We start from the raw sequence: 26,930 nt of genomic DNA on the forward strand, positions 1-26,930 counted from the left end.
TATATTGCGTTAGCTATCACGCTTTTAAAACGTATGACCCTTACGACATGAAATGGCCCTGCAGCCGGTATCGATTTCCCGGGAACAGCAGTCTGGCATGCGACACAATATGCGACGAAGACCAGGTACGGCGACGAATGAGCAGGCAAGGATCGTGCTCTTTGATCCGCAACAGTTCGCACTCCTGCGGCGTAGCGCGAACCGCTTCCACGATGTGCTCCCCTTCCGTCAGCGGCGCGATGAGCGAAAGATAGGCATGCGGCGTGGTCTGGGTGTAATCCTGATCCAGGTACTCGGGCACCCGACCGGCGTTCACGCAGCGATCTTCAATCTGCACCGGGATGTCGTTTTCATAATGCACCATCACGGAATGAAAGATGCGGCTTCCCTCTTTGACATTCAGCTCCACGGCCTGCTCGGCGCTGGCCTGTGTCTCTTCGAGCACCAGCACTTCACAGTGGTGCTGATGGTTTCGCGAGGCTATCTCATCGGCAATACTTCTGATCTCAAACAGTGCCGATTGCCCTTTCGGCTCCGCGACGAAGGTCCCGACGCCTTGCAGACGCACCAGAAGGCCCTCATCGGTCAGCTCGCGCAGCGCCCGGTTGATGGTCATTCGGCTAAAACCAAACTGTGCGACCAGTTCGGCCTCGGACGGAATGCGATCGTGCGGCCGCCAGACGCCGGTTGCGATTTTTTCGCTGATAGCCTGCTTTACCTTTTCGTAGAAAGGCGCGGGAGGGCTGGACTGCGGCAGCGGTGAGCGTGAAAACATCCTGACTCCTTAAACGTTGTTATGCCCACCAGTGAGCAATTTGCCAGGCCAGACGAGCGGCAAGCTTTGCCCCCTGTCCGTCCCGATCGTACTGCGGGTTAAATTCTACCAGATCGGCAGCCTGCAGTTTTCCACTGCGGCAGATATGTTCAATCACCGGCAGAAGATCCAGTGCGGGTACCCCTAACGCCGCGGGCGCTGAGACGGCTGGCATTTCGCCAGCAGGCAAAACATCGAGGTCAATGGTGAGGTAAACGCGGTCGGCCTGGGCCAGGACCTTGTCCAGAGCCGATAACGCATCTCGCCTGAAATGAAGGTCTTCCACCAGCGTGACGTTTAATCGCTCAGCTTCATCCCACAGCGCCTGCGTATTCGCCGCCCGGCTGACGCCCAGGCAGGCATACTGAAAACCGCGCGCCTGATCCGCACAGTAGTGTGCCAGCTGACGAAACGGCGTGCCGGAGGTCGCGTGGTCCGCCTTGCGCAGGTCAAGGTGTGCATCCAGATTTATCACCACCACGCGCGCGTTCGGGAAAGCATCCAGAACCCCGCGGCCATGCGCCCAGGCGGTCTCGTGTCCCCCGCCAAAAACCAGCGTACGCATGCCGGACTGCTGGCAGGCCTGCACGGCATCGCTTAACCCCCGCTGAGCCGCTTCCAGATTATCGCCCTCGACATACACCGACCCCATATCCACCAGCCGGTCATGTCCATGATGACTTGCCATGTTCGCCAGCGCTTTGCGAAGCACCTCCGGGGCCTGTACGGCGCCGGGCCTGCCCTGATTGCGTTTTACCCCTTCATCACATTCAAACCCTATCAAAGCGATGCCGGATGACTGAGGGGTAAATACCGGCATCTGTCGTAGGGTCTGAAAAATACGTTTTGCATTGCTGGCCTCGGCGCTGTCGTCGCGCCCCTGCCAGACGGTCTCGGCAACCGGCCGCCAAAGTCTCATACGCTCTCCCCACGGAAAATACGTTGATACAACGGATTGCGTCCCGGCTCATAGACCATTTCGACCGGGTGATGTGCATCCCAGACGACAAAGTCAGCCACGAATCCAGACTGCAGCTGCCCGTGCGTGGCCCCGCGTCCCAGCGCCTGGGCAGCATGTCGCGTCACGCCAGCCCAGGCCTCTTCAGGCGTCAGGCCAAACTGCACGCAGGCCATATTCATCGCGAGATGAATACTCGCGAACGGGCTGGTGCCGGGGTTATAGTCGGTGGCGACAGCCATGGGAACGCCCTCTTTCCTGAGCTGTTCAACCGGCGGACGCTGGCGCTCCTGAAGAAAATAGAACGCCCCCGGCAGTAATACCGCAACCGTGCCGTTGTGCGCCATCGCCTGAACACCGGCGTCGTCGAGATATTCAATATGATCGGCGGAAAGCCCCTTAAAGCGGCTGACCAGCGCCGCGCCGCCAAGATTTGAAAGCTGTTCCACGTGTCCTTTGACCGGAATCCCCAGGGCAGTGGCAGCGCGGAAAAGCCGCTCGGTTTGCGCTGGCGTGAAGCCGACGTTTTCGCAAAACACATCCACGGCTTCGAATAAGCCTTTTTGCCACAGCGTGGGCATCATCTGCTCGCACACCCTGGTGAGATACGCGTCCGCGTCGTGGCGGTATTCCGCCGGAACCGCATGCGCAGCCAGAAGCGTTGGGCTGATCTCTACCGGATTGTTCTGGCCCAGCTGGCGGGCGACCTGCAGCATCTTCTCTTCCGCTTCGGCGTTGAGACCATATCCCGACTTGATTTCAACCGTGGTCACCCCTTCATCGATCAGCCGCTGCAGACGCTGTTGCGCCAGCCTGAGCAGGGTCTCGGGCGAACTGCTCCGCGTCGCCGTCACGGTCGCGTTAATCCCGCCGCCCTGCGCGCTGATGGTTTGATAAGAGACGCCGTTCAGACGCTGCTCCCACTCTGCCGCACGATCGCCACCGAACACCAGGTGGGTATGGCAGTCAATCAGCCCGGGGGTGACCAGACGACCGTGCAGATCGACACAGTGACGGTGGCCGGAAGGGATGTCAGATTCGGGAATAACGGCCAGAATCGTCTGGCCGCGCACCACCAGGGCGTGCTGCGCTTTCAGGCCATAAGGCGTGCTGTCGTCCGGGATCATTGTCGCCAGTCGCGCATTGCGCCATATTACATCGTCGGGATGAAGCTGCTGCATGGGCATTCCACTTGTCATGGGTTGTATAGACATTTATTTTCATCTGCCCCCTGCTGTCAACCGCTCTGGCGGAAAATGTTATTTATTTGTGATGACTTTCCCGCCTCCCGCGGGTAAAAAATGCATCTTTTACCCTTTTTATCTTCCCGTTTCGCTCAACTTAGTATAAAAAAGCAGGCTATTTCGTCTATCCCGTTAAGACTTGCATACCCAGGAGCTTTACCTTGAACATTTCCAGGATTTCCCGTCTGGCGTTAGCGCTCGCCTTTGGCGTGACATTATCCGCATGCAGTTCTACCCCACCGGACCAGCAGCCTTCTGAGCAGGTTGCACCGGGTACCGCCTCTCGCCCGATTTTGTCCGCTGATGAAGCGAAGAACTTTGACCGTGCACACTACTTCTCGGCGATGGACCCTAACGCTGCGCCGTGGACACCGTCTTCTATTAACCTGCCGAAACAACCTGACTTCGTTGTCGGTCCGGCAGGTACGCAGGGCGTGACGCACACGACGATTCAGGCTGCGGTTGACGCGGCTATCACCAAACACAGCGCCTCTCGCCAGTACATCGCGATCCTGCCTGGGGAATATGAAGGCACCGTTTACGTTCCGGCAGCACCGGGCAGCATCACCCTTTACGGGACGGGCGAGAAAGCGGTCGACGTGAAAATTGGTCTGGCGATTGATTCTGAAATCGACAGCAACACCTGGCGTCACCTGGTCAACCCGGCGGGTAAATACATGCCAGGTAAACCGGCGTGGTACATGTTTGACAACTGCCAGAGCAAGCGTGCTGCCACCATCGGCGTGATGTGTTCGGCGGTCGTCTGGTCGCAGAATAATGGCCTGCAGCTGCAGAACCTGACCATTCAGAATACCCTGGGCGATAGCGTTGATGCGGGTAACCACCAGGCCGTTGCACTGCGTAGCGATGGCGATAAAGTGCAGATCAACAACGTGAATATTCTCGGCCGTCAGAACACCTTCTTCGTGACGAACAGCGGTGTTCAGAACACGCTGCAGAATAACCGTCTGACCCGTACGCTGGTCACTAACAGCTACGTTGAAGGTGACGTGGATCTGGTCTCCGGTCGCGGCGCGGTGGTGTTTGAGAACACCGATTTCCGCGTGGTGAATTCACGCACTCAGCAGGAAGGTTATGTGTTTGCCCCTGCCACGCAATCTAACCTGTTCTACGGCTTCCTGGCCGTTAACAGCCGCTTTAACGCGTCCGGTGACGGCGTCGCGCAGCTGGGCCGCTCGCTGGATGTGGACTCTGCCACCAACGGTCAGGTTGTTATTCGTGACAGCGTGATCAACGAAGGTTTCAACATTGCTAAGCCATGGGCCGATGCCGCTATCTCCAAACGTCCTTTCTCCGGCAATACCGGTAGCGTGGATGATAAAGGTAACGTGCAGCGCAACCTGAATGACGCTAACTTCAACCGCATGTGGGAATACAACAACCGCGGTCTGGGTAGCAAAGTGGTTGCTGAGCCTAAGCAATAAAAGAATGCGTTGATGTCTTTTGCTGTACTCGCCCGGCGCCCACCGGGCATAAAAAAACCTCGCATTTGCGAGGTTTTTTGTTTTAAGTCTTTTAGTGTGCGTTTACCACCACCCACATTGGCCCCTGGCCGACGGCGTAACGCCCTTTCTCTTCCAGCAGCCCCTGCGCACCTTTGATTTCGTACAGCGCGATGTGGTGGGATTTTTGCCCCGCCGCAATCAGGTATTTACCGCTGTGATCGATATTAAACCCGCGTGGCTGGGTTTCGGTAGGCTGGAAACCTTCAATCGCCAGCACGCTACCGTCTTCAGAAACGCTGAATACCGTAATCAGGCTGGAGGTACGGTCGCAGGCATACAGATGACGCCCATCCGGTGTGATGTGAATATCAGCCGCCCAGCGGGTGTCAGAGAAGTCAGACGGCATCATATCCAGCGTCTGCACGCACTCAATCTTGCCGTTAGGATCTTTCAGTTCCCATACGTCCACAGAACTGTTCAGCTCGTTCACCACATAGGCGTACTGCTGGTTCGGGTGGAACACCAGATGGCGCGGGCCCGCGCCCTCAACGGTGGTCACTTCTGCAGGATTCTGCGCCACCAGGTGACCGTCATCGCTCAGGGTAAACAGGCAGATACGATCCTGTTTCAGCGCAGGGACCCACAGCGTACGGTTATCCGGAGAAATATTCGCCGAGTGGCAACCTTCCAGCCCGTCAACCACCTCCACGGTTTCAACCGGTAGGCCCGCTTCCAGGCGCGTTACGCTGACACAGCCCGCATTGTAAGAGCCGCTGAAGATGAAGTTGCCTTTGCGATCGGTGGAGATATGCGTTGGGCTGCCCGGCAAAGGTGCTTCCGCAGTGTAAGTCAGCGCGCCGTCGTCCGGCGAGATGCGGTAGGCCAGCACGCGAAACTCCGGGCGCACACCCACGTACAAGAAACGTTTATCCGGGCTGATAACCATCGGCTGCACCTGACCTGGCACATCAACAACCTGAACCAGCGTGAGGGTACCCTCGGTATTTAAACGCCAGACGTGGATCTGCTGGCTTTCAGGACTGGCGGTATAAACGGTTTGTTTCATGAATATTCACTCCTCACTGCGCATGAAAGTAGTTAACTTTTGACGGTGAATGCTGAATTGTCATCGGGAATTTTGAAGCCTTTGCCTCTCGGTGTACCATCCCTTCAGAACGTAAATTCAATATTAACCCGGAAAAACAAATGACCTCGCGTGTAATAGCTCTGGATTTAGACGGTACCTTACTTACTCCGCAGAAAACCCTTCTCCCCTCTTCCCTTGAAGCACTCAAACGCGCGCAGGAAGTGGGATATCAACTCCTTATCGTAACGGGTCGACATCACGTTGCCATTCATCCTTTTTATCAGGCACTGGCGTTAGATACACCTGCAATTTGTTGTAATGGCACTTATTTGTATGATTATCAGGCAAAAAAGGTTTTAGAATCCGATCCGCTGCCCGTGCCTCAGGCGCTGCAATTGATTGATCTGCTTGATGAGCATGCCATTCACGGCCTGATGTATGTGGATAACGCAATGGTGTATGAACGTCCGACAGGCCACGTGATCCGCACCAGCAACTGGGCACTGTCTCTGCCTGAAGCGCAGCGTCCGGTCTTTACCCAGGTTTCCTCCCTGCGCCAGGCGGCTCAGGATGTCGATGCTATCTGGAAATTTGCGCTGACGGATGAAGATACCACCAAACTGAATGCCTTCGCGACGCACGTTGAACAAACGCTGGGTCTGGAGTGCGAGTGGTCCTGGCACGACCAGGTCGATATCGCCCGCAAAGGCAACAGCAAAGGCAAGCGTCTGACGCAGTTCGTGAAGTCTCAGGGCGGGTCAATGCAGGATGTGATTGCCTTTGGCGATAACTACAACGACATCAGCATGCTGGAGGCCGCCGGTACAGGCGTGGCAATGGGCAACGCCGACGATGCGGTAAAAGCGCGTGCTAACGTCGTGATTGGTGATAACACCACCGACAGCATCGCGCAGTATATTTATACCCACCTGCTGTAATCAGGTGGTGATGGAGACGCTCTTGATTTGCGCGTAAAGCCACAGGCCAGGCTTGATCCCTAACTCATCTCTGGCCCACGGACTGATGCGCGCCCAGAGCGTCTTGCTGCCCACCTCGAGCTTTACCTCAACCTGTCCGTTATCATCAAAACACTCCGCCACTTTCGCGCGCAGGATATTGCGAATACTGGTCTGCAGCGGCGCTTGCAGCACCAGAGAGACATCTGAAGCCTGAATACGTATACGCAACGCAGACTGCAGCGGTTTGTCGATTTTGTTGACCCACAAATGCTGGTCGCCCAGCGCCAGTGCGGTCATCGCATAATGCGGGTGATGTTCCAGCACGCTCACCTTAAGGATGCTGCTCTGCTGCTCCTTCGGTAACCACGGGTGCATCACGCTGCTGCCCCACACCTCTTCCAGATTACCGAATGCCTTAACGCTGCCCTCTTCCAGTACCAGCACTTTATCGGCCAGATGCAGGATCTCATCCAGCGAATGGCTGACGTAGAGCATCGGGATATTGATTTCACGCGCCAGTCGCTGAAGATAGGGCAGCAGTTCACGTTTTCGCGGAATATCCAGCGAGGCCAGCGGTTCGTCAAGCAACAGCAGTTCTGGCGCGGTGAGCAACGCGCGGCCTATCGCCACGCGCTGTTTTTCACCACCAGAAAGCGATGAAGGGAGACGGTCCAGCAGTGACTCAATGCCCAGCAGCGCCACCAGCTTATCAAATTGCGCGGCCATGCTTTTGGCCATGCCGTAGCGAAGATTACCGCGCACGCTGTAATGCGGAAATAATCGCGCATCCTGAAAAACATAACCAATTCGCCGCTTATCCGGTGCCAGGTAAATTTTGTTCTCAACGTCGTTTAAGACGCGATCGTTGAGCACAATCCGTCCGGACTGCGGCCGCGTCAGTCCGCTGATGGCATTGATCAATGAGGTTTTCCCTGCACCAGATACACCAAAGATGGCGGTAATGCCGCTCGCAGGCAGCGTCTCGTTAAGGGTCAGGGTATGATTTCCCAGCGTCTGGGTGAACTGAAGTTCGAGCATGACTATTTCCCCATCCGCTCGCGACTGAGTCGCGCCAGCCATTCCGAAACCAGCAGCGAGACCAGCGCCAGCACAATTGAGATAATGCACAGCCGCGCCGCGGCACCTTCTCCACCCGGCGTCTGGATCAGGGTATACATTGCTGACGGGATCGTTCGCGTCTCACCGGGGATATTTGACACAAAGGTAATCGTGGCACCAAACTCACCCAGCGAGCGGGCGAACGCCAGTACCGTGCCGACAATAATGCCCGGCAGCGTAAGCGGGAGCGTGATGGTGAAAAAGACGCGCCAGCGCCCGGCACCCAGCGTGCGGGCAGCCTGTTCCAGTTTGATATCAACCCCTTCCAGCGCCAGGCGAATGGCCCTCACCATCAGCGGGAATGACATCACCGCTGCCGCCAGTACCGCCCCTCGCCAGCTAAACGCAAACGTCAGCCCAAACCAGTCATATAACCATTCGCCAATAAAACCGCGCCGCCCCATCGACACCAGCAGCAGGTAGCCAACCACCACCGGTGGCAACACGAGGGGAAGATGAAGAACGCTATCCAGCAGGGCTTTGCCGGGAAACTTACAGCGAACCAGTAACCAGGCAAAGAAGATCCCAAAGGGCAAACTCAGCGCAACCGCCAGGGAAGAGACTTTCAGGCTCAGCAGGACAGCCTGCCATTCAGGATCGGTCAATATCATTAGTGAGTCGTAAATCCGTAACGTTTAAAGATTGCGGACGCTTCGGGTCCCTTCAGGTATTCGCTGAAGGCCGTCACGGTCGCATTTTTATGTCCATCAACAATCGCAACAGGATATTCCACTTTCTTGTGGGAGTCTTCCGGGAACGTACCAACCACTTTCACCCCTTTACTGGCGACGGCGTCCGACCCGTAGACTATCCCCAGCGGCGCTTCATTACGTTCAACCAGCGCCAGAGCACCGCGCACATCTTCAGCCGGAGCCAGTGTGGGCGATAACGTCTCCCAGGCACCCAGTTTTTGCAATGCTTCTTTGGCGTAGATCCCCGCCGGTACATGCTCCGGATCGCCAACGGCCAGGCGTCCTCCGTTCAGCAACCGGGTCCAGGGGGTCTCTTTGTTGATACTGATTTCGCCTTGCTGGCTGGCTTTCGGCGCCACCACGACAAGGCTATTCCCCAGCAATGTTTCGCGGGTTGTCGCATCAATCGATTTCTTTTCAGCCGCGTAATCCATCCACTTCTGGTCTGCAGAGATGAACAGATCGGCCGGCGCTCCCGCTTCAATCTGACGTGCCAGCGTCGATGAAGAAGCAAAAGAGGAGACCACCTCGACGTTCTTCTCTTTTTTATACGCTGTCGCGATATCCTGCATCGCGTTGGTCAACGACGCCGCCGCAAAGACGGTAATTTTACCCTCATCAGCCAGCGCGTGCCCGCTCAGCGAAAGTGTCAGCGTTGCCCCTGCGAAAAGGCGTACCCATGTACGTGCCATTTGTAGCTCCTGTGAGTATCGTTATATACACAGTAATATAACGGTAACTCCGGGGAGATCCCAGCGTTAAATCGTACCGCTCAAGGGGTACAGCAAGCTGATGCTTTAAATCATATCGGCGAGAAAGGGAAATACTTGAGAGCAAAACGCCCGGGCAAGCCGGGCGTTTCGGGGGGAAATTAATGCTGCTTTTTAGCCTGGTCTCTGTGACCAATGTTCGAAAATACGTTGAACACTTCACCCAGGCCGTAGATGGCACCGAGGATAACGGCCATCACTACTGGTACCATGATCACGGCGAATACCAGACTTTTCAACAATTCCAACATGGTTTTCTCCAGATATTGTGAATGGCTTATTCTACCCTGAAAAGTGAGAAAAACATCCCCTTTTGTGCGGTGCCCTTTGCGACCTTCGCCATTTGGGTCACAATGCACTTTTTGCCAGGACAGTGTTATGCAGGCCGAAATTCTCCTCACTCTACGACTACAGCAGAAGCTTTTCGCCGATCCGCGACGTATCGCCCTGCTTAAACAAATAGAACAAACCGGTTCAATAAGCCAGGGGGCTAAGAACGCTGGCATTAGCTATAAAAGCGCCTGGGATGCCATCAACGACATGAACACCCTGAGCGAGCAAACATTGGTTGACCGGGCCACGGGCGGCAAAGGCGGTGGAGGTGCGATCCTGACACGTTACGGCCAGCGCCTGGTTCAGCTGTATGATCTGCTGGCGCAGATCCAGCAAAAAGCGTTTGATGTGCTAAGTGACGACGATAATCTCCCGCTGGACAGCCTGCTGGCTGCCATTTCCCGCTTTTCGCTGCAAACCAGCGCCCGTAACCAGTGGTTTGGTACGGTGATGGCGGGCGATAACGCCCAGGTGCAGCGTCATATTGAGATCCTGCTTGCCGATGGAACAACCCGTCTGAAAGCCGCGATTACCGCACAAAGCGCAGACCGACTGGCGCTGAATGAAGGTAAAGAGGTGCTGGTGTTACTGAAAGCGCCGTGGGTGAATATCACTGCCGATGCCGAAAAAGCAAAAGCCGCTGATAACCAGCTACGCGGTGCCATCCGCCACGTTGAACGCGGTGAAGAGCAGTGTGAAGTTCTGATGACCCTGCCGGACGGGCAAGAACTCTGCGCAACCCTTCCCCTCAGCGACGCCGCAGAATTAGAAGAAGGTGCTGTGGTGACCGCATATTTCAACGCCGACCGGGTGATTATCGCCACATTGTGCTGAGCACATTGACAAGCGTGTCGACAGTGAGTATCCCTGACATCTGTTGCTGCAAAAAATGGGATAAGTCATGTCATCATTGCATATTTCGCAAGGCACGTTTCGTCTTAGCGACACCCGAACGCTGACGATTTCTGATTTAACAATACGCGCCGGGGAAAGCTGGGCGTTTGTCGGTACAAACGGAAGCGGGAAATCAGCGCTGGCCCGTGCGCTGAGCGGAGAGCTCGCGCACCTTAAAGGTGAATACCAATGTAACTTTACGCGCCTGACGCGCCTGTCATTCGAGCAGCTGCAAAAGCTGGTGAGCGATGAATGGCAGCGCAATAACACCGATTTACTCAGCCCGGGCGAAGAGGATACGGGCCGCACGACGGCAGACATTATTCAGGATGAGGTCAACAATCCTGCCCGTTGTGCGTATCTGGCAGAACAGTTTGGCATCACCCCCCTCCTGAACCGGCGCTTTAAATACCTCTCGACCGGTGAGACCCGGAAAACGCTGCTGTGTCAGGCGCTGATGAGCGAGCCGGAACTGTTGATTCTGGATGAACCGTTCGACGGTCTCGACGTGCAGTCCCGCGCACAGCTGGCCACCCTGCTCGGCTCGCTTAACCAGCAGGGCTATACGCTGGTACTGGTGCTTAACCGTTTTGATGAAATTCCTGAGTTTATTCAGAACGCCGGCGTGCTCGCTGACTGCAACCTGACCGAAACCGGTGAAAAATCGGCGTTACTTAAGCAGGCGTTAATTGCCCAACTGGCGCACAGTGAAAACCTGGACGGCATCACGCTGCCGGAACCAGACGCACCTTCTGCCCGCCACGCGTTAGATCCCCACCAGCCGCGCATCGTGCTGCGTGATGGCGTGGTAGCGTATGACGATCGGCCGATCCTTAATCATCTCAGCTGGACGGTCAACCCGGGTGAACACTGGCAAATTGTTGGCCCCAACGGCGCGGGAAAATCAACGCTGCTGAGCCTGATCACCGGCGATCACCCTCAGGGCTACAGTAACGATCTCACCCTGTTTGGCCGCCGCCGCGGAAGCGGTGAAACGATCTGGGATATCAAAAAGCATATCGGCTATGTCAGCAGCAGCCTGCATCTGGATTACCGGGTCAGCACCACGGTGCGCAATGTGATCCTGTCCGGGTATTTTGATTCCATCGGCATTTATCAGGCGGTCTCGGACAAACAGCATAAGCTGGCCCAGCAGTGGCTGGATATTCTGGGGATGGATAACCGGGTCGCTGACGCGCCGTTTCATAGCCTTTCGTGGGGACAGCAGCGTCTGGCGCTGATCGTTCGCGCGCTGGTGAAACACCCGACCCTTCTGATCCTCGACGAACCGCTACAGGGGCTGGACCCATTAAACCGCCAGCTGATCCGCCGTTTTGTGGATGTCCTGATTAGCGAAGGCGAAACGCAGCTGCTGTTCGTTTCCCATCATGCCGAAGATGCCCCGTCCTGCATTACGCACCGCCTCGAGTTTGTGCCCGACGGTGAACGCTATCAGTACCTGCTGAGTAAAATCGATTAACCCCGGAGGGCTCTGCCCCTCCGTTTTTTCGGATAACCTGCACAAAGACTTCCCTATCCCTTTGATCTACAATGTCGCATTGCCGCCCAAAAACGGATTTTAAAAGCAGTGTAAACGATTCCACTATTTTATCCCATGTCACACTTTTCGCGTCTCTGTTATGCTATGGTTATTACATACCATAAGCCCAATGGAGCGAAATATGCGAGTTCTGGTAACAGGTGGTAGCGGTTACATTGGTAGTCATACCTGCGTGCAGCTGCTGCAAAACGGTCATGATGTCATCATCCTCGACAACCTGTGCAATAGTAAGCGCAGCGTGCTGCCTGTGATTGAACGTCTTGGCGGTAAACAACCGACCTTCGTGGAAGGCGACATCCGCAATGAAGCGTTGATGACCGAGATCCTTCACGACCATGCCATTGAGACGGTGATCCATTTCGCCGGTCTGAAAGCGGTGGGTGAATCCGTCGCGAAACCGCTGGAGTATTACGACAACAACGTCAACGGTACCCTGCGTTTGATCTCCGCCATGCGCGCAGCGAACGTCAAAAACTTTATCTTCAGCTCTTCCGCAACCGTCTACGGCGATCAGCCAAAAATCCCTTACGTTGAAAGCTTCCCGACCGGTACGCCGCAAAGCCCGTATGGCAAAAGCAAACTGATGGTGGAGCAGATCCTCACCGATCTGCAAAAAGCACAGCCTGAATGGAGCATCGCCTTGTTGCGCTACTTCAACCCGGTTGGCGCCCATCCGTCAGGCGATATGGGTGAAGATCCACAGGGCATCCCGAATAACCTGATGCCGTACATCGCCCAGGTGGCCGTTGGCCGCCGTGAGTCTCTGGCTATTTTCGGTAATGATTATCCAACCGAAGACGGTACCGGTGTGCGTGATTATATCCACGTCATGGATCTGGCTGACGGCCACGTGGCGGCAATGCAGCAGCTGGCCGATAAGCCAGGCGTGCATATTTATAACCTCGGCGCCGGGATCGGCAGCAGCGTGCTGGACGTCGTGAATGCCTTCAGTAAGGCCTGCGGTAAGCCTGTGAACTATCACTTCGCACCGCGCCGTGAAGGCGACCTCCCGGCTTACTGGGCCGATGCCTCCAAAGCCGATAAAGAGCTTAACTGGCGTGTCACCCGCACGCTTGATGAAATGGCACAGGATACCTGGCACTGGCAGTCTCGCCATCCACAAGGTTATCCGGACTAAGGATCCGTCATGACTTCGTTCAATCCCGTCGATCATCCGCATCGTCGTTTTAACCCGCTAAGCGGGCAATGGATTTTGGTTTCTCCGCATCGCGCCAAGCGCCCCTGGCAGGGGGCGCAAGAGACGCCTGCAAAACAGACGCTTCCGCAGCACGACCCGGACTGCTTCCTGTGTCCGGGCAACACGCGTGTGACGGGCGATAAAAACCCGGACTACAAAGGCACCTTCGTTTTCACCAACGATTTTGCCGCCCTGATGACCGACACGCCCGACGCGCCGGATAGCCAGGACCCGCTGATGCGCTGTGAAAGCGCACGCGGCACCAGCCGTGTTATCTGTTTCTCGCCCGACCACAGCAAAACGCTGCCGGAGCTGAGTGTTGACGCGCTGAAAGAGGTCGTCAGCACCTGGCAGACGCAAACTGCTGAGCTGGGTCAGACCTACCCGTGGGTACAAGTGTTCGAAAACAAGGGCGCGGCAATGGGCTGCTCTAACCCGCACCCGCACGGTCAGATCTGGGCCAACAGTTTCCTGCCAAACGAAGCCGAGCGTGAAGACCGTCTGCAAAAAGCCTATTTCGCGGAAAACGGATCGCCGATGCTGGTGGATTACACCCGTCGTGAACTGGCCGATGGCAGCCGAACGGTGGTGGAAACCGAGCATTGGCTGGCCGTCGTACCTTACTGGGCAGCATGGCCATTTGAGACGCTGCTTCTGCCAAAAGCACAGGTTCTGCGCATCACCGATCTGAGCGACGCACAGCGCGATGACCTCGCCCTGGCACTGAAGAAACTGACCAGCCGTTATGACAACCTGTTCCAGTGCTCCTTCCCCTACTCAATGGGCTGGCATGGCGCTCCGTTTAACGGTGAAGAGAATCAACACTGGCAGTTGCATGCCCATTTCTATCCGCCGCTGCTGCGCTCTGCGACGGTACGTAAATTCATGGTGGGCTATGAAATGCTGGCAGAAACCCAGCGTGACCTGACGGCAGAACAGGCTGCAGAACGCCTGCGTGCTGTGAGTGACGTCCATTATCGCGAATCAGGAGTCTAAAAAATGAGTCTGAAAGATAAAACACAATCCCTGTTTGCTGAGAAATTTGGCTACCCTGCCACCCATGTCATTCAGGCGCCTGGCCGCGTGAACCTGATTGGTGAACATACCGACTATAACGATGGTTTCGTTCTGCCGTGCGCCATTGATTACCAGACGGTCATTAGCTGCGCTAAGCGCGATGATCGCAAAGTCCGCGTTATTGCAGCGGATTACAACAATGAGACGGATGAGTTTTCCCTCGATGCACCCATCGTTACCCACGACAGCCAGCAATGGTCTAACTACGTGCGCGGCGTGGTAAAACACCTGCAGAAACGTAATAAAAACGTGGGCGGCGCTGATCTGGTCATCAGCGGAAACGTGCCTCAGGGTGCCGGGTTAAGCTCGTCCGCGTCGCTGGAAGTCGCCGTGGGTACCGTCTTCCAGCAGCTTTATCATCTGCCGCTGGACGGGGCAAAAATCGCCCTGAATGGTCAGGAAGCGGAAAACCAGTTTGTGGGCTGTAACTGCGGCATCATGGACCAGCTGATCTCTGCGCTGGGTAAAAAAGAGCATGCCTTGCTTATCGACTGCCGCTCTCTGGGCACCAAAGCCGTTCCCTTGCCAAAAGGCGCAGCTGTGGTAATTATTAACAGCAACTTTAAACGCACGCTGGTGGGCAGCGAGTACAACACCCGCCGCGAGCAGTGTGAAACCGGCGCACGTTTCTTCCAGCAACCTGCGCTGCGTGACGTTTCGCTCAACGAATTCAATAAAGTGGCGCACGAACTGGATCCGGTAGTGGCGAAACGTGTTCGTCATGTGCTGACAGAAAATGCCCGTACCGTTGAAGCGGCGTCCGCGCTGGCGAAAGGTGACCTGAAACGTATGGGTGAACTGATGGCAGAATCTCACGCCTCCATGCGCGATGATTTTGAAATCACCGTTCCGCAAATCGATACCCTGGTGGACATCGTCAAAGCCACGATTGGCGATAAAGGCGGCGTGCGTATGACCGGCGGCGGCTTCGGTGGCTGCATTGTTGCCCTGATGCCGGAAGAGCTCGTCCCTGCCGTCCAGCAGGCGGTGGAAAAACAGTACGAAGCGAAAACAGGTATTAAAGAAACTTTCTACGTGTGTAAAGCATCACAAGGAGCAGGACAGTGCTAAACGAAACGCCAACCCTTGCCCCGGATGGCCTGCCGTATCGCCTGTTAACCCTGCGCAACAGCGCAGGAATGGTGGTTACGTTAATGGACTGGGGTGCCACTTTGCTATCCGCTCGCGTACCAATGCCTGATGGCAGCGTACGTGAAACCCTGCTTGGCTGCGCGTCGCCTGAGCAGTATGTCAATCAGTCCGCCTATCTTGGCGCGTCTGTCGGCCGTTATGCTAACCGCATCGCGAAAAGCGCTTTCGAACTTGATGGCGAGCGTTACTCGTTGCTTTCCAGTCAGGGCGAAAACCAGTTACACGGTGGACCTGAAGGATTCGATAAGCGCCGCTGGAAAATCGTTCAGCAAAACGACCGCGAAGTGCTGTTCTCACTGGACTCGCGTGACGGTGACCAGGGATTCCCCGGTAACCTCACCGCGTTCGCGCATTTCACGCTGGCTGACGATAACCGTATCGCCATTGAATATCGCGCGAAAGTTGATAAGCCGTGCCCGGTCAATCTGACCAACCACGCTTATTTCAACCTGGACGGCAACCAGTGCGACGTGCGTAATCACACGCTCCAGATCCTGGCCGATGCCTATCTGCCGGTGGATGAAATGGGGATCCCGTATCAGGGGCTCAAGGCCGTCAGCGGTACCAGCTTTGATTTCCGCAGCGGAAAAACCATCGCACAGGATTTCCTGAGCGATGACGATCAGCGCAAGGTGAAAGGCTATGACCACGCGTTCCTGCTGCAGGCGAAAGGTGATGTGACTCAGCCTGCCGCGCAGGTCTGGTCTGCAGATGAGAAACTGCAGATGACGGTCTACACCACGGCCCCTGCCCTGCAATTCTATTCAGGCAACTACCTTGGCGGTACCACGGCACGCGAACATGAAGAGTACAGCGACTGGCAAGGTCTGGCGCTGGAAAGCGAGTTCCTGCCGGACAGTCCGAACCATCCAGAATGGCCACAGCCGGACTGTGTGCTGCGCCCGGGTGAAGAGTACGTTAGCGTGACAGAATATCATTTCATCCCGCATTCATAATTCCCAGCCCTCCTTGCGGAGGGCTTTTTCTCTCCGTCTTGCTGAAAATAGCGCCGATCGCAGACAAAATCATAACCCTGGATTCACAAGCATCTTACACTCAGAGACTATTTTCGCTATGGTTAGGGTTAAGCGTTGCTGCTGGCACTGTCACGGCAATATAATGAGAATTGTTATCATTCAATAAAGCTTATGAGGAGTACGATATGGCTGTAACTAAGCTGGTCCTGGTGCGTCATGGCGAAAGCCAGTGGAACAACGAAAACCGCTTTACCGGTTGGTACGACGTTGATCTGTCAGAAAAAGGCGTAAGCGAAGCAAAAGCAGCAGGTAAACTGCTGAAGGCTGAAGGCTTCAGCTTTGATTTTGCTTACACCTCTGTGCTGAAACGTGCCATCCATACACTGTGGAACGTTCTGGACGAACTGGATCAGGCCTGGCTGCCGGTTGAGAAATCCTGGAAACTGAACGAGCGTCACTACGGTGCGTTGCAGGGTCTGAACAAAGCGGAAACCGCTGAAAAATACGGTGATGAGCAGGTTAAACAGTGGCGTCGCGGCTTCGCGGTAACCCCACCAGAGCTGACCAAAGATGACGAGCGCTACCCGGGCCACGATCCGCGTTACGCGAAACTGACGGACGCTGAGCTGCCAACGACCGAGAGCCTGGCGCTGACCATCGACCGCGTTGTGCCTTACTGGAACGAAACCATTCTGCCACGCCTGAAAAGCGGCGAGCGCGTGATTATCGCAGCTCACGGTAACTCCCTGCGTGCGCTGGTGAAATACCTGGACAACATGGGTGAAGACGAGATCCTCGAACTGAACATCCCAACTGGCGTTCCGCTGGTGTATGAGTTCGACGAAAACTTCAAACCAATCAAACATTACTATCTGGGCAACGCTGATGAGATCGCTGCAAAAGCCGCGGCTGTAGCGAACCAGGGTAAAGCGAAATAATTTTCGCTGGACATAAAAAAAGCGTGGAGCAATCCACGCTTTTTTATTTGGCTCCTGAAACTCAGCCGCGACGCGCTTTTACCGCATTCGCCAGCTGACGCAGAAGAGCATCCGTATCGTCCCAGCCGATGCAGGCGTCCGTGACGCTCTTACCGTAGACCAGCGGCTCGCTGCCTTCCAGATTCTGGTTACCTTCCACCAGATGGCTTTCGATCATCACGCCAATAATCGCGTTCTCACCGCCGGCAATCTGCTGACAAACATCGGCGCCGACTTCCATCTGCTTTTTAAACTGCTTGCTGGAGTTGGCATGGCTGAAGTCGATCATCACCTGTTGTGGCAGACCCGCTTTTTCCAGCCCGACCTTCACGTCTGCGACATGTTTTGCGCTGTAGTTCGGCTCTTTACCGCCACGCAGAATAATATGACAGTCACCGTTACCGCTGGTATTCACAATGGCGGAGTGACCCCATTTGGTGACGGACAGGAAGCAGTGCGGTGCCCCGGCGGCATTGATGGCGTCAATTGCCACCTTAATGGTGCCATCGGTACCGTTTTTAAAACCAACCGGACACGAGAGACCTGACGCCAGTTCGCGGTGAACCTGAGATTCTGTAGTACGCGCACCGATTGCGCCCCAGCTCATCAGATCCGCCAGATATTGCGGCGTAATCATGTCGAGGAACTCACCGGCAGCCGGCAAACCGCTGTCGTTGATCTCCAGCAGCAGTTTGCGCGCAATACGCAGACCGTCGTTGATCTGGAAACTGTTATCCATATGCGGGTCGTTAATCAGCCCTTTCCAGCCAACGGTCGTACGCGGCTTTTCGAAGTAAACACGCATGACAATTTCCAGCTCGCCTTGCAGTTCTTCGCGAAGCTGGAGCAATCTTGCTGCGTACTCTTTGGCCGCCGCAGGATCGTGAATTGAGCAAGGGCCAATCACCACCAGAAGACGATCGTCATTACCTTTCAGGATCTTATGGATCGCTTTACGAGCATGAGACACCGTGTTTGCGGCATTTTCAGTGGCGGGGAATTTCTCAAGGAGTGCTACAGGAGGTAATAACTCATTGATCTCTTTAATACGTAAATCGTCGTTCTGATAATTCATTTTCTTTCCAGCTCTGCCATATCTTTAGTAATGAAAGCAATCCTTTCAATCTAACTTGCCGACCAGAAAGTGTAAACACGGTTTTACACTTCACGCAGATAATTCCTGGAATTCACCTAAAAATCGCCACAAAATAGCGAAAAACGAGATCTAACCTAAGCTTTTTAACTGTAACAACCACTTTTGTTTGATTAAACGCGATTCCATACTGACGTAAGTCCGTATGACGGAATCTTTCGCCTCTGAAAAAGATGCACTGTTGGAAAATGTTATCCAGCGTAACGACAAGAACAGGAGCACCAAGATGAAAATGACGAAACTGGCAACCCTCTTCCTCACAGCCTCCCTCACCCTGGCAAGCGGCAGCGTCCTTGCCGCTGAGACGGGCTCAACAGATAACAACGGTGATGCAAATGCCGCGGCGGCGGCGGGTCAGGTCGCCCCTGATGCAAAACAGAATATCGCCCCGAATAATGTCGATAACAGCCAGATCAATACCGGGAACACCAATACCGGAGGCACGATGTTGCATCCGGACAGTAGCGGCTCTGGGACCATGAATCATGACACGATGAGTACCGATGAGATGCATAAGAACACCATGTGCAAAGACGGTAAGTGTCCGAATTCGAATGACAAAGTGGGCGACGATGCCAATACCAAAACGGATGGCACAACCCAATAGTCCCTGACGGATGTAAACGTAAAAGGAGAGCTCTGGCTCTCCTTTCTTTTTGGAGTAAGCCATTAAAAACGCTACACTAAAAACAATAACAAAAAGGAAAGCTGATATGGCGCACACGCATTCACACACCCCGTCTCCTGGCGATGACAACGCTAAACGCCTTATGCTGGCCTTCGGCGTCACGGCAACGTTTATGGTTATCGAGGTCATTGGTGGCCTGGTATCCGGCTCCCTGGCGCTTCTGGCGGATGCCGGACATATGCTTACCGATGCCGCCGCCCTGCTCTTTGCCCTGTTGGCCGTGCAGTTTGCCCGTCGTCCGCCTAACGCGCGTCATACCTTTGGCTGGCTGCGACTGACCACTCTGGCGGCGTTTGTTAACGCTATTGCTCTGGTGGTTATCACCCTTCTTATCGTCTGGGAAGCCATACAGCGCTTTCGACACCCTCAGCCGGTCGCCGGAGCGACAATGATGGTTATCGCCGTAGCAGGTCTGCTGGCGAATCTTCTGGCGTTCTGGATTTTGCATCGCGGCAGCGGAGAAAAGAACCTCAACGTGCGCGCTGCGGCTCTGCATGTCATGGGCGATTTACTGGGTTCCGTCGGTGCTATTGTGGCCGCGCTGGTGATCCTTTATACCGGCTGGACGCCCGTCGACCCGATTCTTTCCGTGCTGGTATCGTGTCTGGTATTGCGCAGTGCCTGGCGGCTGCTGAAGGAGAGCGTGAATGAACTGCTTGAAGGGGCGCCGGCATCCGTGGACATTGCCGAGCTTAAACGCAACCTGCGTCGTTCCGTGCCCGAGGTGCGCAATGTGCATCATGTTCACGTCTGGCTGGTGGGTGAGAAACCCGTCATGACATTGCACGTCCAGGTGATCCCTACCCATGACCATGATGGCCTGCTTGAGCGCATCCAGCACTTTCTCGAACATCACTATGAGATTGGCCACGCCACCATCCAGATGGAGTACCAGCCCTGTAACGGCCCGGACTGCCACCTGAACGAGGCGCAGTCCGGCCATTCACATCATCACCATCATTAGTTCGAAAGCGCGCGAGAGCCTCGCTCACGCGCGCTATTAATCCACATCCGGCTCCCGTTCAGGGCAATGAAGGTCAGCAGCAGATACTCCAGCGACATCGCATAGACGCCCTGAAGTGCAAAAATAACCACGCTAATGACGTTAATGACGACCCAGAGCAGCCAGTTCTCAACGTATTTACGTGTCATCAGGATCATCGCCGCAATCGATAGCACCATCATGCAGGAGTCCCAGAACGGGAAAGCATCCGGCTGGAGTGTTGGCATAGCGACATTCAGCCCGAGGCCAGACATGACCGACACCGCGACACGGGTCAGGAATGCAAACACCGGGTTGATATAGACGGTCATTAAACCAATGGCAACAACGCAGGCGACAAACCAGGCGATGGCTTTCGGTAAGGGCAGCCAGCGGATTTGCAGCTCCGCCTCCTGCTGGCTGTTCTGCCGCGACCACGCGTACCAACCGTAAATGTTCGCCGCAAAGAAGAACAACTGCAAAAGCAGGCTGGCGTACAGCTGGATCTGGAAGAAGATAATCGCAAAGAGCGTAACGTTAATTAACCCGAACGCGTAGTTGCTGATCTTCTCCAGGCTTGCCAGCCAGATACACAATAACCCAGCCAGCGTACCCACGGCCTCAATCCATGACAGGTCATAGCCACCTGCACCAATCGGTATATGAACCAGAATGTTCTGTGTGCTAAAAAAATCCATCTTTTCCCCAGGGCGTATTGAATTAAGTACGTAGTGTAGCCGCAAAATCCAGCATGCGGTTAAGCGGAATTAACGCACCTTCACGCAGAGCAGCATCCACATGGATTTCATGCGTTGCTCCGCCTTTCTCCAGCCCCTCAGCGATAGCTTTCAGGCCGTTCATCGCCATCCACGGGCAGTGCGCGCAGCTACGACACGTCGCCCCCTCGCCCGCCGTTGGTGCTTCAAGCAGCTCTTTCTCAGGCACGGCCTGCTGCATCTTATAGAAGATACCGCGGTCAGTTGCCACGATGAGCTGCTTGTGCGGCAGCGTCCTGGCGGCATTGATAAGCTGGCTTGTGGATCCCACGGCATCCGCCATGTCGACAATGGACTGCGGTGATTCCGGGTGAACAAGGATCGCTGCGTGCGGGTAAAGCGCCTTCATGCGCGAGAGCGCCTGCGTCTTAAATTCGTCATGAACAATACAGGCACCCTGCCAGCAAAGCACGTCAGCGCCGGTCTGCTTCTGCACGTAATGACCGAGATGGCGGTCAGGCGCCCAGATGATTTTCTCGCCCAGGCTGTCCAGATGCTCAATCAGTTCAACGGCGATGCTTGATGTCACGACCCAGTCTGCCCGCGCTTTCACTGCGGCAGAGGTATTGGCATAGACCACCACGGTACGGTCCGGATGGGCATCGCAGAAGGCCGAGAACGCATCAATCGGACAGCCGAGGTCGAGTGAACACTCCGCATGTAGCGTTGGCATCAGAATGGTTTTTTCAGGGCTGAGAATCTTTGCGGTTTCACCCATAAAGCGAACGCCTGCGACCAGTAACGTGGAAGCAGGATGTCTGGCACCAAAGCGTGCCATCTCCAGAGAGTCAGAGATGCAGCCCCCGGTCTCTTCCGCCAGTTGCTGGATTTCCGGGTCGGTGTAGTAATGTGCAACCATCACTGCATCTCGCTCTTTAAGAAGACGTTTGATCTTCTCACGGTAAAACTGCTTCTCATCCTGACTCAGCGGGACAGGCTTTGGCGGGAAGGGATAGATTGCGGCTTCTGGATCAAACATCACGCTCATTATGGCTTCTCGTTTTACTGGCTTAACATTATTGCCTTTCTTTTGCATGACATAGCAAAACGGACGGCAAATGTGTTTTGTATACTAAACAAGATAGCGAATTTGCGAGAAAAAGTCACCGGAAATAGGTGTGCGTAGCACGCATCGGATGGCGACTTCGCCGGAGCCGACCTGCAAGGTCAAAATATGCGGAATACAGATAGCAAAAAAGCGCCTTTAGGGCGCTTTTTTACATTGGTGGGTCGTGCAGGATTCGAACCTGCGACCAATTGATTAAAAGTCAACTGCTCTACCAACTGAGCTAACGACCCCTTGCGGGATGTACTGCAACTCTATTCAGGCTGGTGGGTCGTGCAGGATTCGAACCTGCGACCAATTGATTAAAAGTCAACTGCTCTACCAACTGAGCTAACGACCCGCTTGGGTGTTGCCTGAATTTTTACTCATACCAATAACCTGGTGGGTCGTGCAGGATGACTCGGCTTCGCCTCGCCCTACGGGCCGTTGCTGTTGCAACGTTATCCTTCACGTTTAACATCTGAGTAAGACATTAAAATTGGTGGGTCGTGCAGGATTCGAACCTGCGACCAATTGATTAAAAGTCAACTGCTCTACCAACTGAGCTAACGACCCGGAGTGGTGGGTGATGACGGGCTCGAACCGCCGACCCCCTCCGTGTAAAGGAGATGCTCTACCAACTGAGCTAATCACCCACTCTGTACTACCGGAACTGCTTTAAGTGGTGGGTCGTGCAGGATTCGAACCTGCGACCAATTGATTAAAAGTCAACTGCTCTACCAACTGAGCTAACGACCCACTTTTACGCTGTTTTCACGTTGTTTGATATCCCGTGGCAACGGCGGCATATATTACTGATTTAAGAATTCAGCGCAACAAAAATTTCGATGAAGATCACTTAACTGCTTACGAATCATGCTGCACGACCAGAAATAACGCGATTTCTGGTCATGCGATAATCATCCCATCGAATTCAGACGTTTTTGCGCCTGCTTCGCACCTTCGGTGCCAGGGAATTTAGCAACCACCTGCTGATAAACCGCTTTCGCTTTCGCAGTGTCACCTTTGTCCTGCATGATGACGCCGACTTTAAACATCGCATCAGGCGCTTTTGGCGATTTCGGGTAATTTTTCACCACTGAGGCAAAATAAAACGCCGCATCGTCCTTTTTACCCTTGTTGTAATTCAGCTGACCCAGCCAATAATTTGCATTGGGCAGATAAGTGGAATCAGGGTATTTCTTCACAAAGTTCTGAAACGCAGCGATAGCGTCATCCTGACGAGATTGATCCTGTACCAGGGCAATGGCCGCGTTGTAGTCCGTATTCGCGTCACCGCTCTGAACAGGCGCTCCCGTCGAGGCCGAAGCATCTGCCGCAGGAGCAGGGGTTGACGTCGCCGCACCGCTCTGATCGCCTGCTGCTGGCTGCGCAGCTGCGCCACCGCTGCTGAGGCTATCCATCTGCAGCAAGATTTGCTTCTGACGTTCCACAACCTGGTTAAGCTGATACTGGCTTTCCTGAATCTGACCACGGAGAGAGTCAATATCGTTTTGGTTGTCGGAAAGTTGTTGCTGGAGTTGGGTTAAAAGCTGACTGTGAGCGTTAGAAATACGCTCGAGTTGAGTGACCCGGTCTTCTACCGAGCCTGAGCCGACACTACTGATTGGTGCCTGAGCAAAAGCGGCCCAGGGGGCCGCTATTCCAACCAGTAACGACAGACTCAACAGATGATGTCTGAAGTTACTGCTCATGCAATTCTCTTAGTAAACCAGTACGGCACGACGGTTTTTGGAGTAAGCCGCTTCGTCGTGACCCAGTACTGCAGGTTTTTCTTTACCGTAAGAAACGATGGAGATCTGGTCAGCAGAAACGCCTTTACCCTGCAGGTACATTTTAACGGCGTTAGCACGACGCTCACCCAGGGAGATGTTGTACTCTGGAGTACCACGTTCGTCCGCGTGACCTTCTACGGTGACTTTGTAAGACGGGTTGCTACGCAGGAAGTTAGCGTGAGCATCCAGCATCGCAGCGAAGTCAGAACGGATGTCGTATTTATCCAGATCGAAGTAAACGATGTTGTTCTGCTGCAGCTGCTGCATCTGAAGACGCGCTTGCTCTTCAGAAGACATGTTGCCATTGCCATTCGCGTCCATACCGGTACCGGCACCCATCATGCCTTCGCCGCTCTGGTCATTGCTTGCATTCTTGTTAGAAGAACACGCTGCGATTGCCATTACAGGCAGAGCGATCATCAGCCCCTTCAGCACTTTGTTCAGTTGCATTTCTATGATTCCTTTAGTAATCAATTAATTATTATTTACAGATACGGCGACCAGGCAGGTGATTTTACCTGTCCATCAGTTGCCGGAATACGCGCTTTGAAACGCCCATCTGTAGAAACCAGATTCAGCACAGATCCCATCCCCTGAGAAGAGCTGTAGATTACCATAGTGCCGTTAGGTGCCAGACTTGGCGTTTCATCCAGGAACGTTGACGACAGAACTTGAACGCCACCCGCTACCAGATCTTGTTTGGCAATGTGCTGCTGCCCACCGTTGGAGCTGACCATTACCATAAATTTACCGTCGCTGCTCACATCTGCGTTTTGGTTCTGCGAACCTTCCCAGGTAATACGCTGTGGAGCACCGCCGTTGACGTTCACTTTATAGATTTGTGGACGACCTGCCTGGTCAGACGTAAATGCCAGGTTCTGGCTGTCCGGGAACCAGGACGGTTCGGTGTTGTTGCTGCGACCATCGGTCACCTGGCGAATTTGACCAGAGCCAATGTCCATCACGTACAGGTTCAGGCTACCGGTTTTAGAGAGCGCAAACGCCAGTTTGGTACCGTCCGGAGAGAACGAAGGCGCACCGTTGTGACGAGGGAACGACGCAACCTGACGAACAGCACCGTTAGCCAGCGTCTGGATAACCAGCGCTGAACGACCGCTTTCGAAGGTAACATAAGCCAGTTTAGAACCGTCCGGAGACCAGGCTGGAGACATCAGCGGCTGAGAAGAACGTTTCACCAGGAACTGATTGTAACCATCGTAGTCAGATACGCGCAGCTCATACGGGAACTGACCGCCATTGGTCTGTACCACATAAGCAATACGGGTACGGAACGCACCTTTAATGCCGGTCAGTTTTTCAAATACCGCATCGCTGGCAGCGTGTGCCGCGTAGCGCAGGTACTGTTTAGTGACCTTGTAAGAGTTCTGTGCCAGAACGGTACCCGGTGCACCGCCGGTATCAACCAGCTGCCATGCAACGTTGTAAGAGCCGTCCGGGTTAGGTGTAACCTGACCAACAACGACAGCATCAATACCGAGTGCAGACCATGCAGCAGGCTGTACTTCCTGCGCGCTGCCCGGCTGCTGAGGCAGACGAGAACGATCTAATGGGTTGAATTTACCGCTGTTACGCAGGTCAGCCGCAACGATGCCACCGGCATCTTCAGGCGCAGCGCCAGGACCGGCCCACTGGAACGGAACAACACCGATTGGGCGTGCCGAATCCACCCCCTGGGTGATCTCGATACGTACTTCTGCGTGCAGTACTGCTGCCCACAGCATTAAAAAACCAAATGCTACACGTAATGCCTGCTTCATCATATCTCCCTTATCCGGGTAACCTTACCCACGATAATTTAGCAGAATGTTAACAAACCCAAATAGACAAAACTACTAAACCCTGTGACTAACCCTGGTCTATTTTTCCCCGTTTGCACGGGGAAAATGTAACTTAAGGTTTGAAGTCCAGCGGTGCATTTTTAAAGACTTCGTAGACTGCCTGTGACGGCGGCTTAGGCATCTTAGCCTGACGCGCTGCGGCAAGTGCTGCAGTACATAAAGCGGGATCGCCACCTTCGGACTTAATATCAAGGAGCATGCCATCCGGCGCCAGTTTTATACGCAGCGTGCACGTTTTACCGGTGTAGGAAGACGCATCATAGAATCGGCTTTCGATAGCGGATTTAATCTGCGCGGCATAACCGTTGATTTCTGCACCAGAAGCACCGTTACTCTTAGTGTTACCACTTCCTGTTGGTGCTGCATTGTTTCCTTTCGCACCACCGCCCGCTTTCGGCGCATTCTTACCAGAACTCAGGTCGCCCAGGAGATCGTCAACGCCAGCGGCATCCGCGGCTTTCTCAGCGGCGGCCGCTTTTTTGGCGGCGGCTTTCTCTGCAGCAGCTTTCTTATCGGCAGCGGCTTTTTCTGCTGCAGCTTTTTTGTCAGCAGCCGCTTTCTCGGCGGCGGCTTTCTTCTCTGCTGCGGCTTTTTCAGCAGCGGCCGCTTTTTCGGCTGCAGCCTTCTCAGCAGCAGCCGCTTTTTTCGCAGCATCGGCAGCAGCTTTCTTCTCTGCTTCCTGAGCGGCTTTCTTCGCGGCTTCCGCTTCAGCTTTTTTCTGAGCATCAGCAGCAGCTTTTTTTGCCGCTTCCGCTTCAGCTTTCTTCTGAGCATCAGCAGCGGCTTTCTTCGCCGCTTCGGCTTCAGCTTTCTTCTGAGCATCGGCTGCGGCTTTCTTCGCCGCTTCCGCCGCTAATTTTGCCTGGGCATCAGCTTGTGCTTTCGCGTCCGCCGCGGCTTTGGCTGCCGCCTCTTCCGCCTGCTTCTGCTGTTCCTGAGCTTTCTTCGCGGCCTCTTCAGCTTGCTTCTGCTGTTCCGCCTGCTCTTTCGCCGCTTCCTGCGCCTGCAAACGTTCTTTCTCAAGCTGCTTCAGTCGCTCCTGCTCAGCGGCCTGCTTTTCACGCAGTTCTTCCGCTTGCTGTTGCGCCTGTTTTTCACGCTGCTCTTCAGCCCGTTTTGCACTCGCCTTCTGCTGTTGCTCGCGGTTATAGTTCTGCACTACCGCACCGGGATCCACCATGACGGCGTCAATGGAAGAGCCTCCACCGCCGCCCGATGATGCATCAATGTGCTCGTCGAACGAACTCCAGATCAGCACTGCAAAAAGAATAACGTGCAGCACTGCGGAGACGATTATCGCTCGCTTAAGCTTGTCGTTCTGTTCGGTTGCCTTTGACACTATCGGTTCCCAAA

At 54.6% G+C, this 26,930-nt stretch carries 26 protein-coding genes and 5 tRNA genes; 11 read left to right on the forward strand and 20 right to left on the reverse strand.

Annotated features, from left to right (window positions below; genetic code table 11):
* Nucleotides 1–40 precede the first annotated feature (40 nt).
* From F8561_RS13685 to hutI, 3 genes are read right to left on the reverse strand one after another with little or no spacing between them, the layout of a single operon-like run.
* A complete protein-coding gene (locus tag F8561_RS13685; protein ID WP_050737372.1) occupies nucleotides 41–775 on the reverse strand; it encodes a histidine utilization repressor in 735 nt (244 codons plus the stop codon).
* A gap of 19 nt (nucleotides 776–794) precedes the next feature.
* Nucleotides 795–1,733 carry a formimidoylglutamase gene (hutG, locus tag F8561_RS13690; RefSeq protein WP_151887589.1) on the reverse strand — a complete coding sequence of 313 codons (939 nt, stop codon included), beginning with the start codon at nucleotides 1,731–1,733 and terminating at the stop codon, nucleotides 795–797.
* Complete coding sequence (hutI, locus tag F8561_RS13695; RefSeq protein ID WP_151887628.1) at nucleotides 1,730–2,953, reverse strand: imidazolonepropionase; 1,224 nt, start codon at nucleotides 2,951–2,953, stop codon at nucleotides 1,730–1,732. The genes hutG and hutI overlap by 4 nt, the downstream gene beginning before the upstream one ends.
* A gap of 224 nt (nucleotides 2,954–3,177) precedes the next feature.
* Here hutI and F8561_RS13700 point away from each other — a divergent pair, with 224 nt between their 5' ends.
* Entirely contained in the window at nucleotides 3,178–4,461 is a 1,284-nt protein-coding gene (locus F8561_RS13700; protein WP_151887590.1) for a putative acyl-CoA thioester hydrolase, read from the forward strand.
* A gap of 91 nt (nucleotides 4,462–4,552) precedes the next feature.
* Here the strand turns inward: F8561_RS13700 and pgl are convergent, their stop codons facing one another.
* Entirely contained in the window at nucleotides 4,553–5,548 is a 996-nt protein-coding gene (gene pgl, locus F8561_RS13705; RefSeq protein ID WP_014169206.1) for a 6-phosphogluconolactonase, read from the reverse strand.
* A 140-nt stretch (nucleotides 5,549–5,688) separates the two neighbouring features.
* Between pgl and F8561_RS13710 the strand changes: the two genes are divergently transcribed.
* The gene (locus tag F8561_RS13710) at nucleotides 5,689–6,507 is read left to right on the forward strand and encodes a pyridoxal phosphatase (protein WP_151887591.1); all 819 of its coding nucleotides are present in this window, start codon (nucleotides 5,689–5,691) and stop codon (nucleotides 6,505–6,507) included.
* Here the strand turns inward: F8561_RS13710 and modC are convergent, their stop codons facing one another.
* The 4 genes from modC to F8561_RS13730 form a co-directional block, all read right to left on the reverse strand.
* Nucleotides 6,508–7,566, reverse strand: a complete 1,059-nt coding sequence (gene modC / locus F8561_RS13715; RefSeq protein WP_020884945.1) for a molybdenum ABC transporter ATP-binding protein ModC — start codon at nucleotides 7,564–7,566, stop codon at nucleotides 6,508–6,510.
* A 2-nt stretch (nucleotides 7,567–7,568) separates the two neighbouring features.
* Nucleotides 7,569–8,258, reverse strand: coding sequence for a molybdate ABC transporter permease subunit (gene modB, locus F8561_RS13720; RefSeq protein ID WP_014169203.1), 690 nt, complete (start codon nucleotides 8,256–8,258; stop codon nucleotides 7,569–7,571).
* Nucleotides 8,258–9,031, reverse strand: coding sequence for a molybdate ABC transporter substrate-binding protein (modA, locus tag F8561_RS13725; protein WP_151887592.1), 774 nt, complete (start codon nucleotides 9,029–9,031; stop codon nucleotides 8,258–8,260). Before modA ends, modB begins: the two co-directional genes overlap by 1 nt.
* 179 nt (nucleotides 9,032–9,210) lie before the next feature.
* Nucleotides 9,211–9,360 (reverse strand): AcrZ family multidrug efflux pump-associated protein, encoded by a 150-nt coding sequence (locus F8561_RS13730; protein WP_020884948.1) that lies wholly within the window; start codon nucleotides 9,358–9,360, stop codon nucleotides 9,211–9,213.
* A gap of 127 nt (nucleotides 9,361–9,487) precedes the next feature.
* Here F8561_RS13730 and modE point away from each other — a divergent pair, with 127 nt between their 5' ends.
* From modE to gpmA, 7 genes are all read left to right on the forward strand, one after another.
* On the forward strand, nucleotides 9,488–10,276 hold the full coding sequence (gene modE, locus F8561_RS13735) for a molybdenum-dependent transcriptional regulator (protein WP_025204643.1): 789 nt from the start codon (nucleotides 9,488–9,490) through the stop codon (nucleotides 10,274–10,276).
* Between the two features lie 67 nt (nucleotides 10,277–10,343).
* Complete coding sequence (gene modF / locus F8561_RS13740) at nucleotides 10,344–11,816, forward strand: molybdate ABC transporter ATP-binding protein ModF (protein ID WP_151887593.1); 1,473 nt, start codon at nucleotides 10,344–10,346, stop codon at nucleotides 11,814–11,816.
* Nucleotides 11,817–12,018: 202 nt separating this feature from the next.
* Nucleotides 12,019–13,035: a UDP-glucose 4-epimerase GalE gene (gene galE, locus F8561_RS13745; RefSeq protein WP_020884951.1), complete on the forward strand. Its 1,017-nt coding sequence runs from the start codon at nucleotides 12,019–12,021 to the stop codon at nucleotides 13,033–13,035.
* Between the two features lie 9 nt (nucleotides 13,036–13,044).
* Nucleotides 13,045–14,091: a galactose-1-phosphate uridylyltransferase gene (gene galT / locus F8561_RS13750; protein WP_014169198.1), complete on the forward strand. Its 1,047-nt coding sequence runs from the start codon at nucleotides 13,045–13,047 to the stop codon at nucleotides 14,089–14,091.
* A gap of 3 nt (nucleotides 14,092–14,094) precedes the next feature.
* Nucleotides 14,095–15,243, forward strand: coding sequence for a galactokinase (gene galK / locus F8561_RS13755; protein WP_151887594.1), 1,149 nt, complete (start codon nucleotides 14,095–14,097; stop codon nucleotides 15,241–15,243).
* Complete coding sequence (galM, locus tag F8561_RS13760) at nucleotides 15,237–16,280, forward strand: galactose-1-epimerase (RefSeq protein WP_032677707.1); 1,044 nt, start codon at nucleotides 15,237–15,239, stop codon at nucleotides 16,278–16,280. The genes galK and galM overlap by 7 nt, the downstream gene beginning before the upstream one ends.
* A 206-nt stretch (nucleotides 16,281–16,486) precedes the next feature.
* On the forward strand, nucleotides 16,487–17,239 hold the full coding sequence (gene gpmA, locus F8561_RS13765; protein ID WP_020884954.1) for a 2,3-diphosphoglycerate-dependent phosphoglycerate mutase: 753 nt from the start codon (nucleotides 16,487–16,489) through the stop codon (nucleotides 17,237–17,239).
* Between the two features lie 61 nt (nucleotides 17,240–17,300).
* Here gpmA and aroG read toward each other — a convergent pair whose 3' ends face one another.
* Complete coding sequence (gene aroG / locus F8561_RS13770) at nucleotides 17,301–18,353, reverse strand: 3-deoxy-7-phosphoheptulonate synthase AroG (RefSeq protein ID WP_014169194.1); 1,053 nt, start codon at nucleotides 18,351–18,353, stop codon at nucleotides 17,301–17,303.
* A 304-nt stretch (nucleotides 18,354–18,657) separates the two neighbouring features.
* On the opposite strand from aroG, the gene F8561_RS13775 reads away from it, so the two are divergent.
* Both F8561_RS13775 and zitB read left to right on the forward strand, forming a co-directional pair.
* Nucleotides 18,658–19,038, forward strand: coding sequence for a YbgS-like family protein (locus F8561_RS13775; RefSeq protein ID WP_025204646.1), 381 nt, complete (start codon nucleotides 18,658–18,660; stop codon nucleotides 19,036–19,038).
* Between the two features lie 106 nt (nucleotides 19,039–19,144).
* Nucleotides 19,145–20,083: a CDF family zinc transporter ZitB gene (zitB, locus tag F8561_RS13780; RefSeq protein ID WP_020884956.1), complete on the forward strand. Its 939-nt coding sequence runs from the start codon at nucleotides 19,145–19,147 to the stop codon at nucleotides 20,081–20,083.
* On the opposite strand, the gene pnuC is transcribed toward zitB, so the two are convergent.
* The 11 genes from pnuC to tolA form a co-directional block, all read right to left on the reverse strand.
* The gene (gene pnuC, locus F8561_RS13785; protein WP_151887595.1) at nucleotides 20,080–20,799 is read right to left on the reverse strand and encodes a nicotinamide riboside transporter PnuC; all 720 of its coding nucleotides are present in this window, start codon (nucleotides 20,797–20,799) and stop codon (nucleotides 20,080–20,082) included. The genes zitB and pnuC overlap by 4 nt on opposite strands.
* A 22-nt stretch (nucleotides 20,800–20,821) precedes the next feature.
* The gene (gene nadA, locus F8561_RS13790; RefSeq protein WP_050737376.1) at nucleotides 20,822–21,865 is read right to left on the reverse strand and encodes a quinolinate synthase NadA; all 1,044 of its coding nucleotides are present in this window, start codon (nucleotides 21,863–21,865) and stop codon (nucleotides 20,822–20,824) included.
* Between the two features lie 235 nt (nucleotides 21,866–22,100).
* A tRNA-Lys gene (locus tag F8561_RS13795) sits at nucleotides 22,101–22,176 on the reverse strand.
* Between the two features lie 31 nt (nucleotides 22,177–22,207).
* Nucleotides 22,208–22,283 (reverse strand) — tRNA-Lys (locus tag F8561_RS13800).
* A gap of 139 nt (nucleotides 22,284–22,422) precedes the next feature.
* Nucleotides 22,423–22,498, reverse strand: a tRNA-Lys gene (locus F8561_RS13805).
* Nucleotides 22,499–22,502: 4 nt separating this feature from the next.
* A tRNA-Val gene (locus F8561_RS13810) sits at nucleotides 22,503–22,578 on the reverse strand.
* Nucleotides 22,579–22,605: 27 nt separating this feature from the next.
* A tRNA-Lys gene (locus F8561_RS13815) sits at nucleotides 22,606–22,681 on the reverse strand.
* A gap of 161 nt (nucleotides 22,682–22,842) precedes the next feature.
* Nucleotides 22,843–23,637, reverse strand: coding sequence for a cell division protein CpoB (cpoB, locus tag F8561_RS13820; protein ID WP_040016950.1), 795 nt, complete (start codon nucleotides 23,635–23,637; stop codon nucleotides 22,843–22,845).
* Nucleotides 23,638–23,646: 9 nt separating this feature from the next.
* Nucleotides 23,647–24,168 (reverse strand): peptidoglycan-associated lipoprotein Pal, encoded by a 522-nt coding sequence (gene pal, locus F8561_RS13825; RefSeq protein WP_003858578.1) that lies wholly within the window; start codon nucleotides 24,166–24,168, stop codon nucleotides 23,647–23,649.
* A gap of 35 nt (nucleotides 24,169–24,203) precedes the next feature.
* A complete protein-coding gene (tolB, locus tag F8561_RS13830; protein WP_025204648.1) occupies nucleotides 24,204–25,496 on the reverse strand; it encodes a Tol-Pal system beta propeller repeat protein TolB in 1,293 nt (430 codons plus the stop codon).
* A gap of 133 nt (nucleotides 25,497–25,629) precedes the next feature.
* Nucleotides 25,630–26,916 carry a cell envelope integrity protein TolA gene (tolA, locus tag F8561_RS13835; protein ID WP_025204649.1) on the reverse strand — a complete coding sequence of 429 codons (1,287 nt, stop codon included), beginning with the start codon at nucleotides 26,914–26,916 and terminating at the stop codon, nucleotides 25,630–25,632.
* Nucleotides 26,917–26,930 lie beyond the last annotated feature (14 nt).

The organism is Enterobacter sp. 198, assembly GCF_009025585.1.
Classification (GTDB): Bacteria; Pseudomonadota; Gammaproteobacteria; order Enterobacterales; family Enterobacteriaceae; genus Enterobacter; species Enterobacter ludwigii.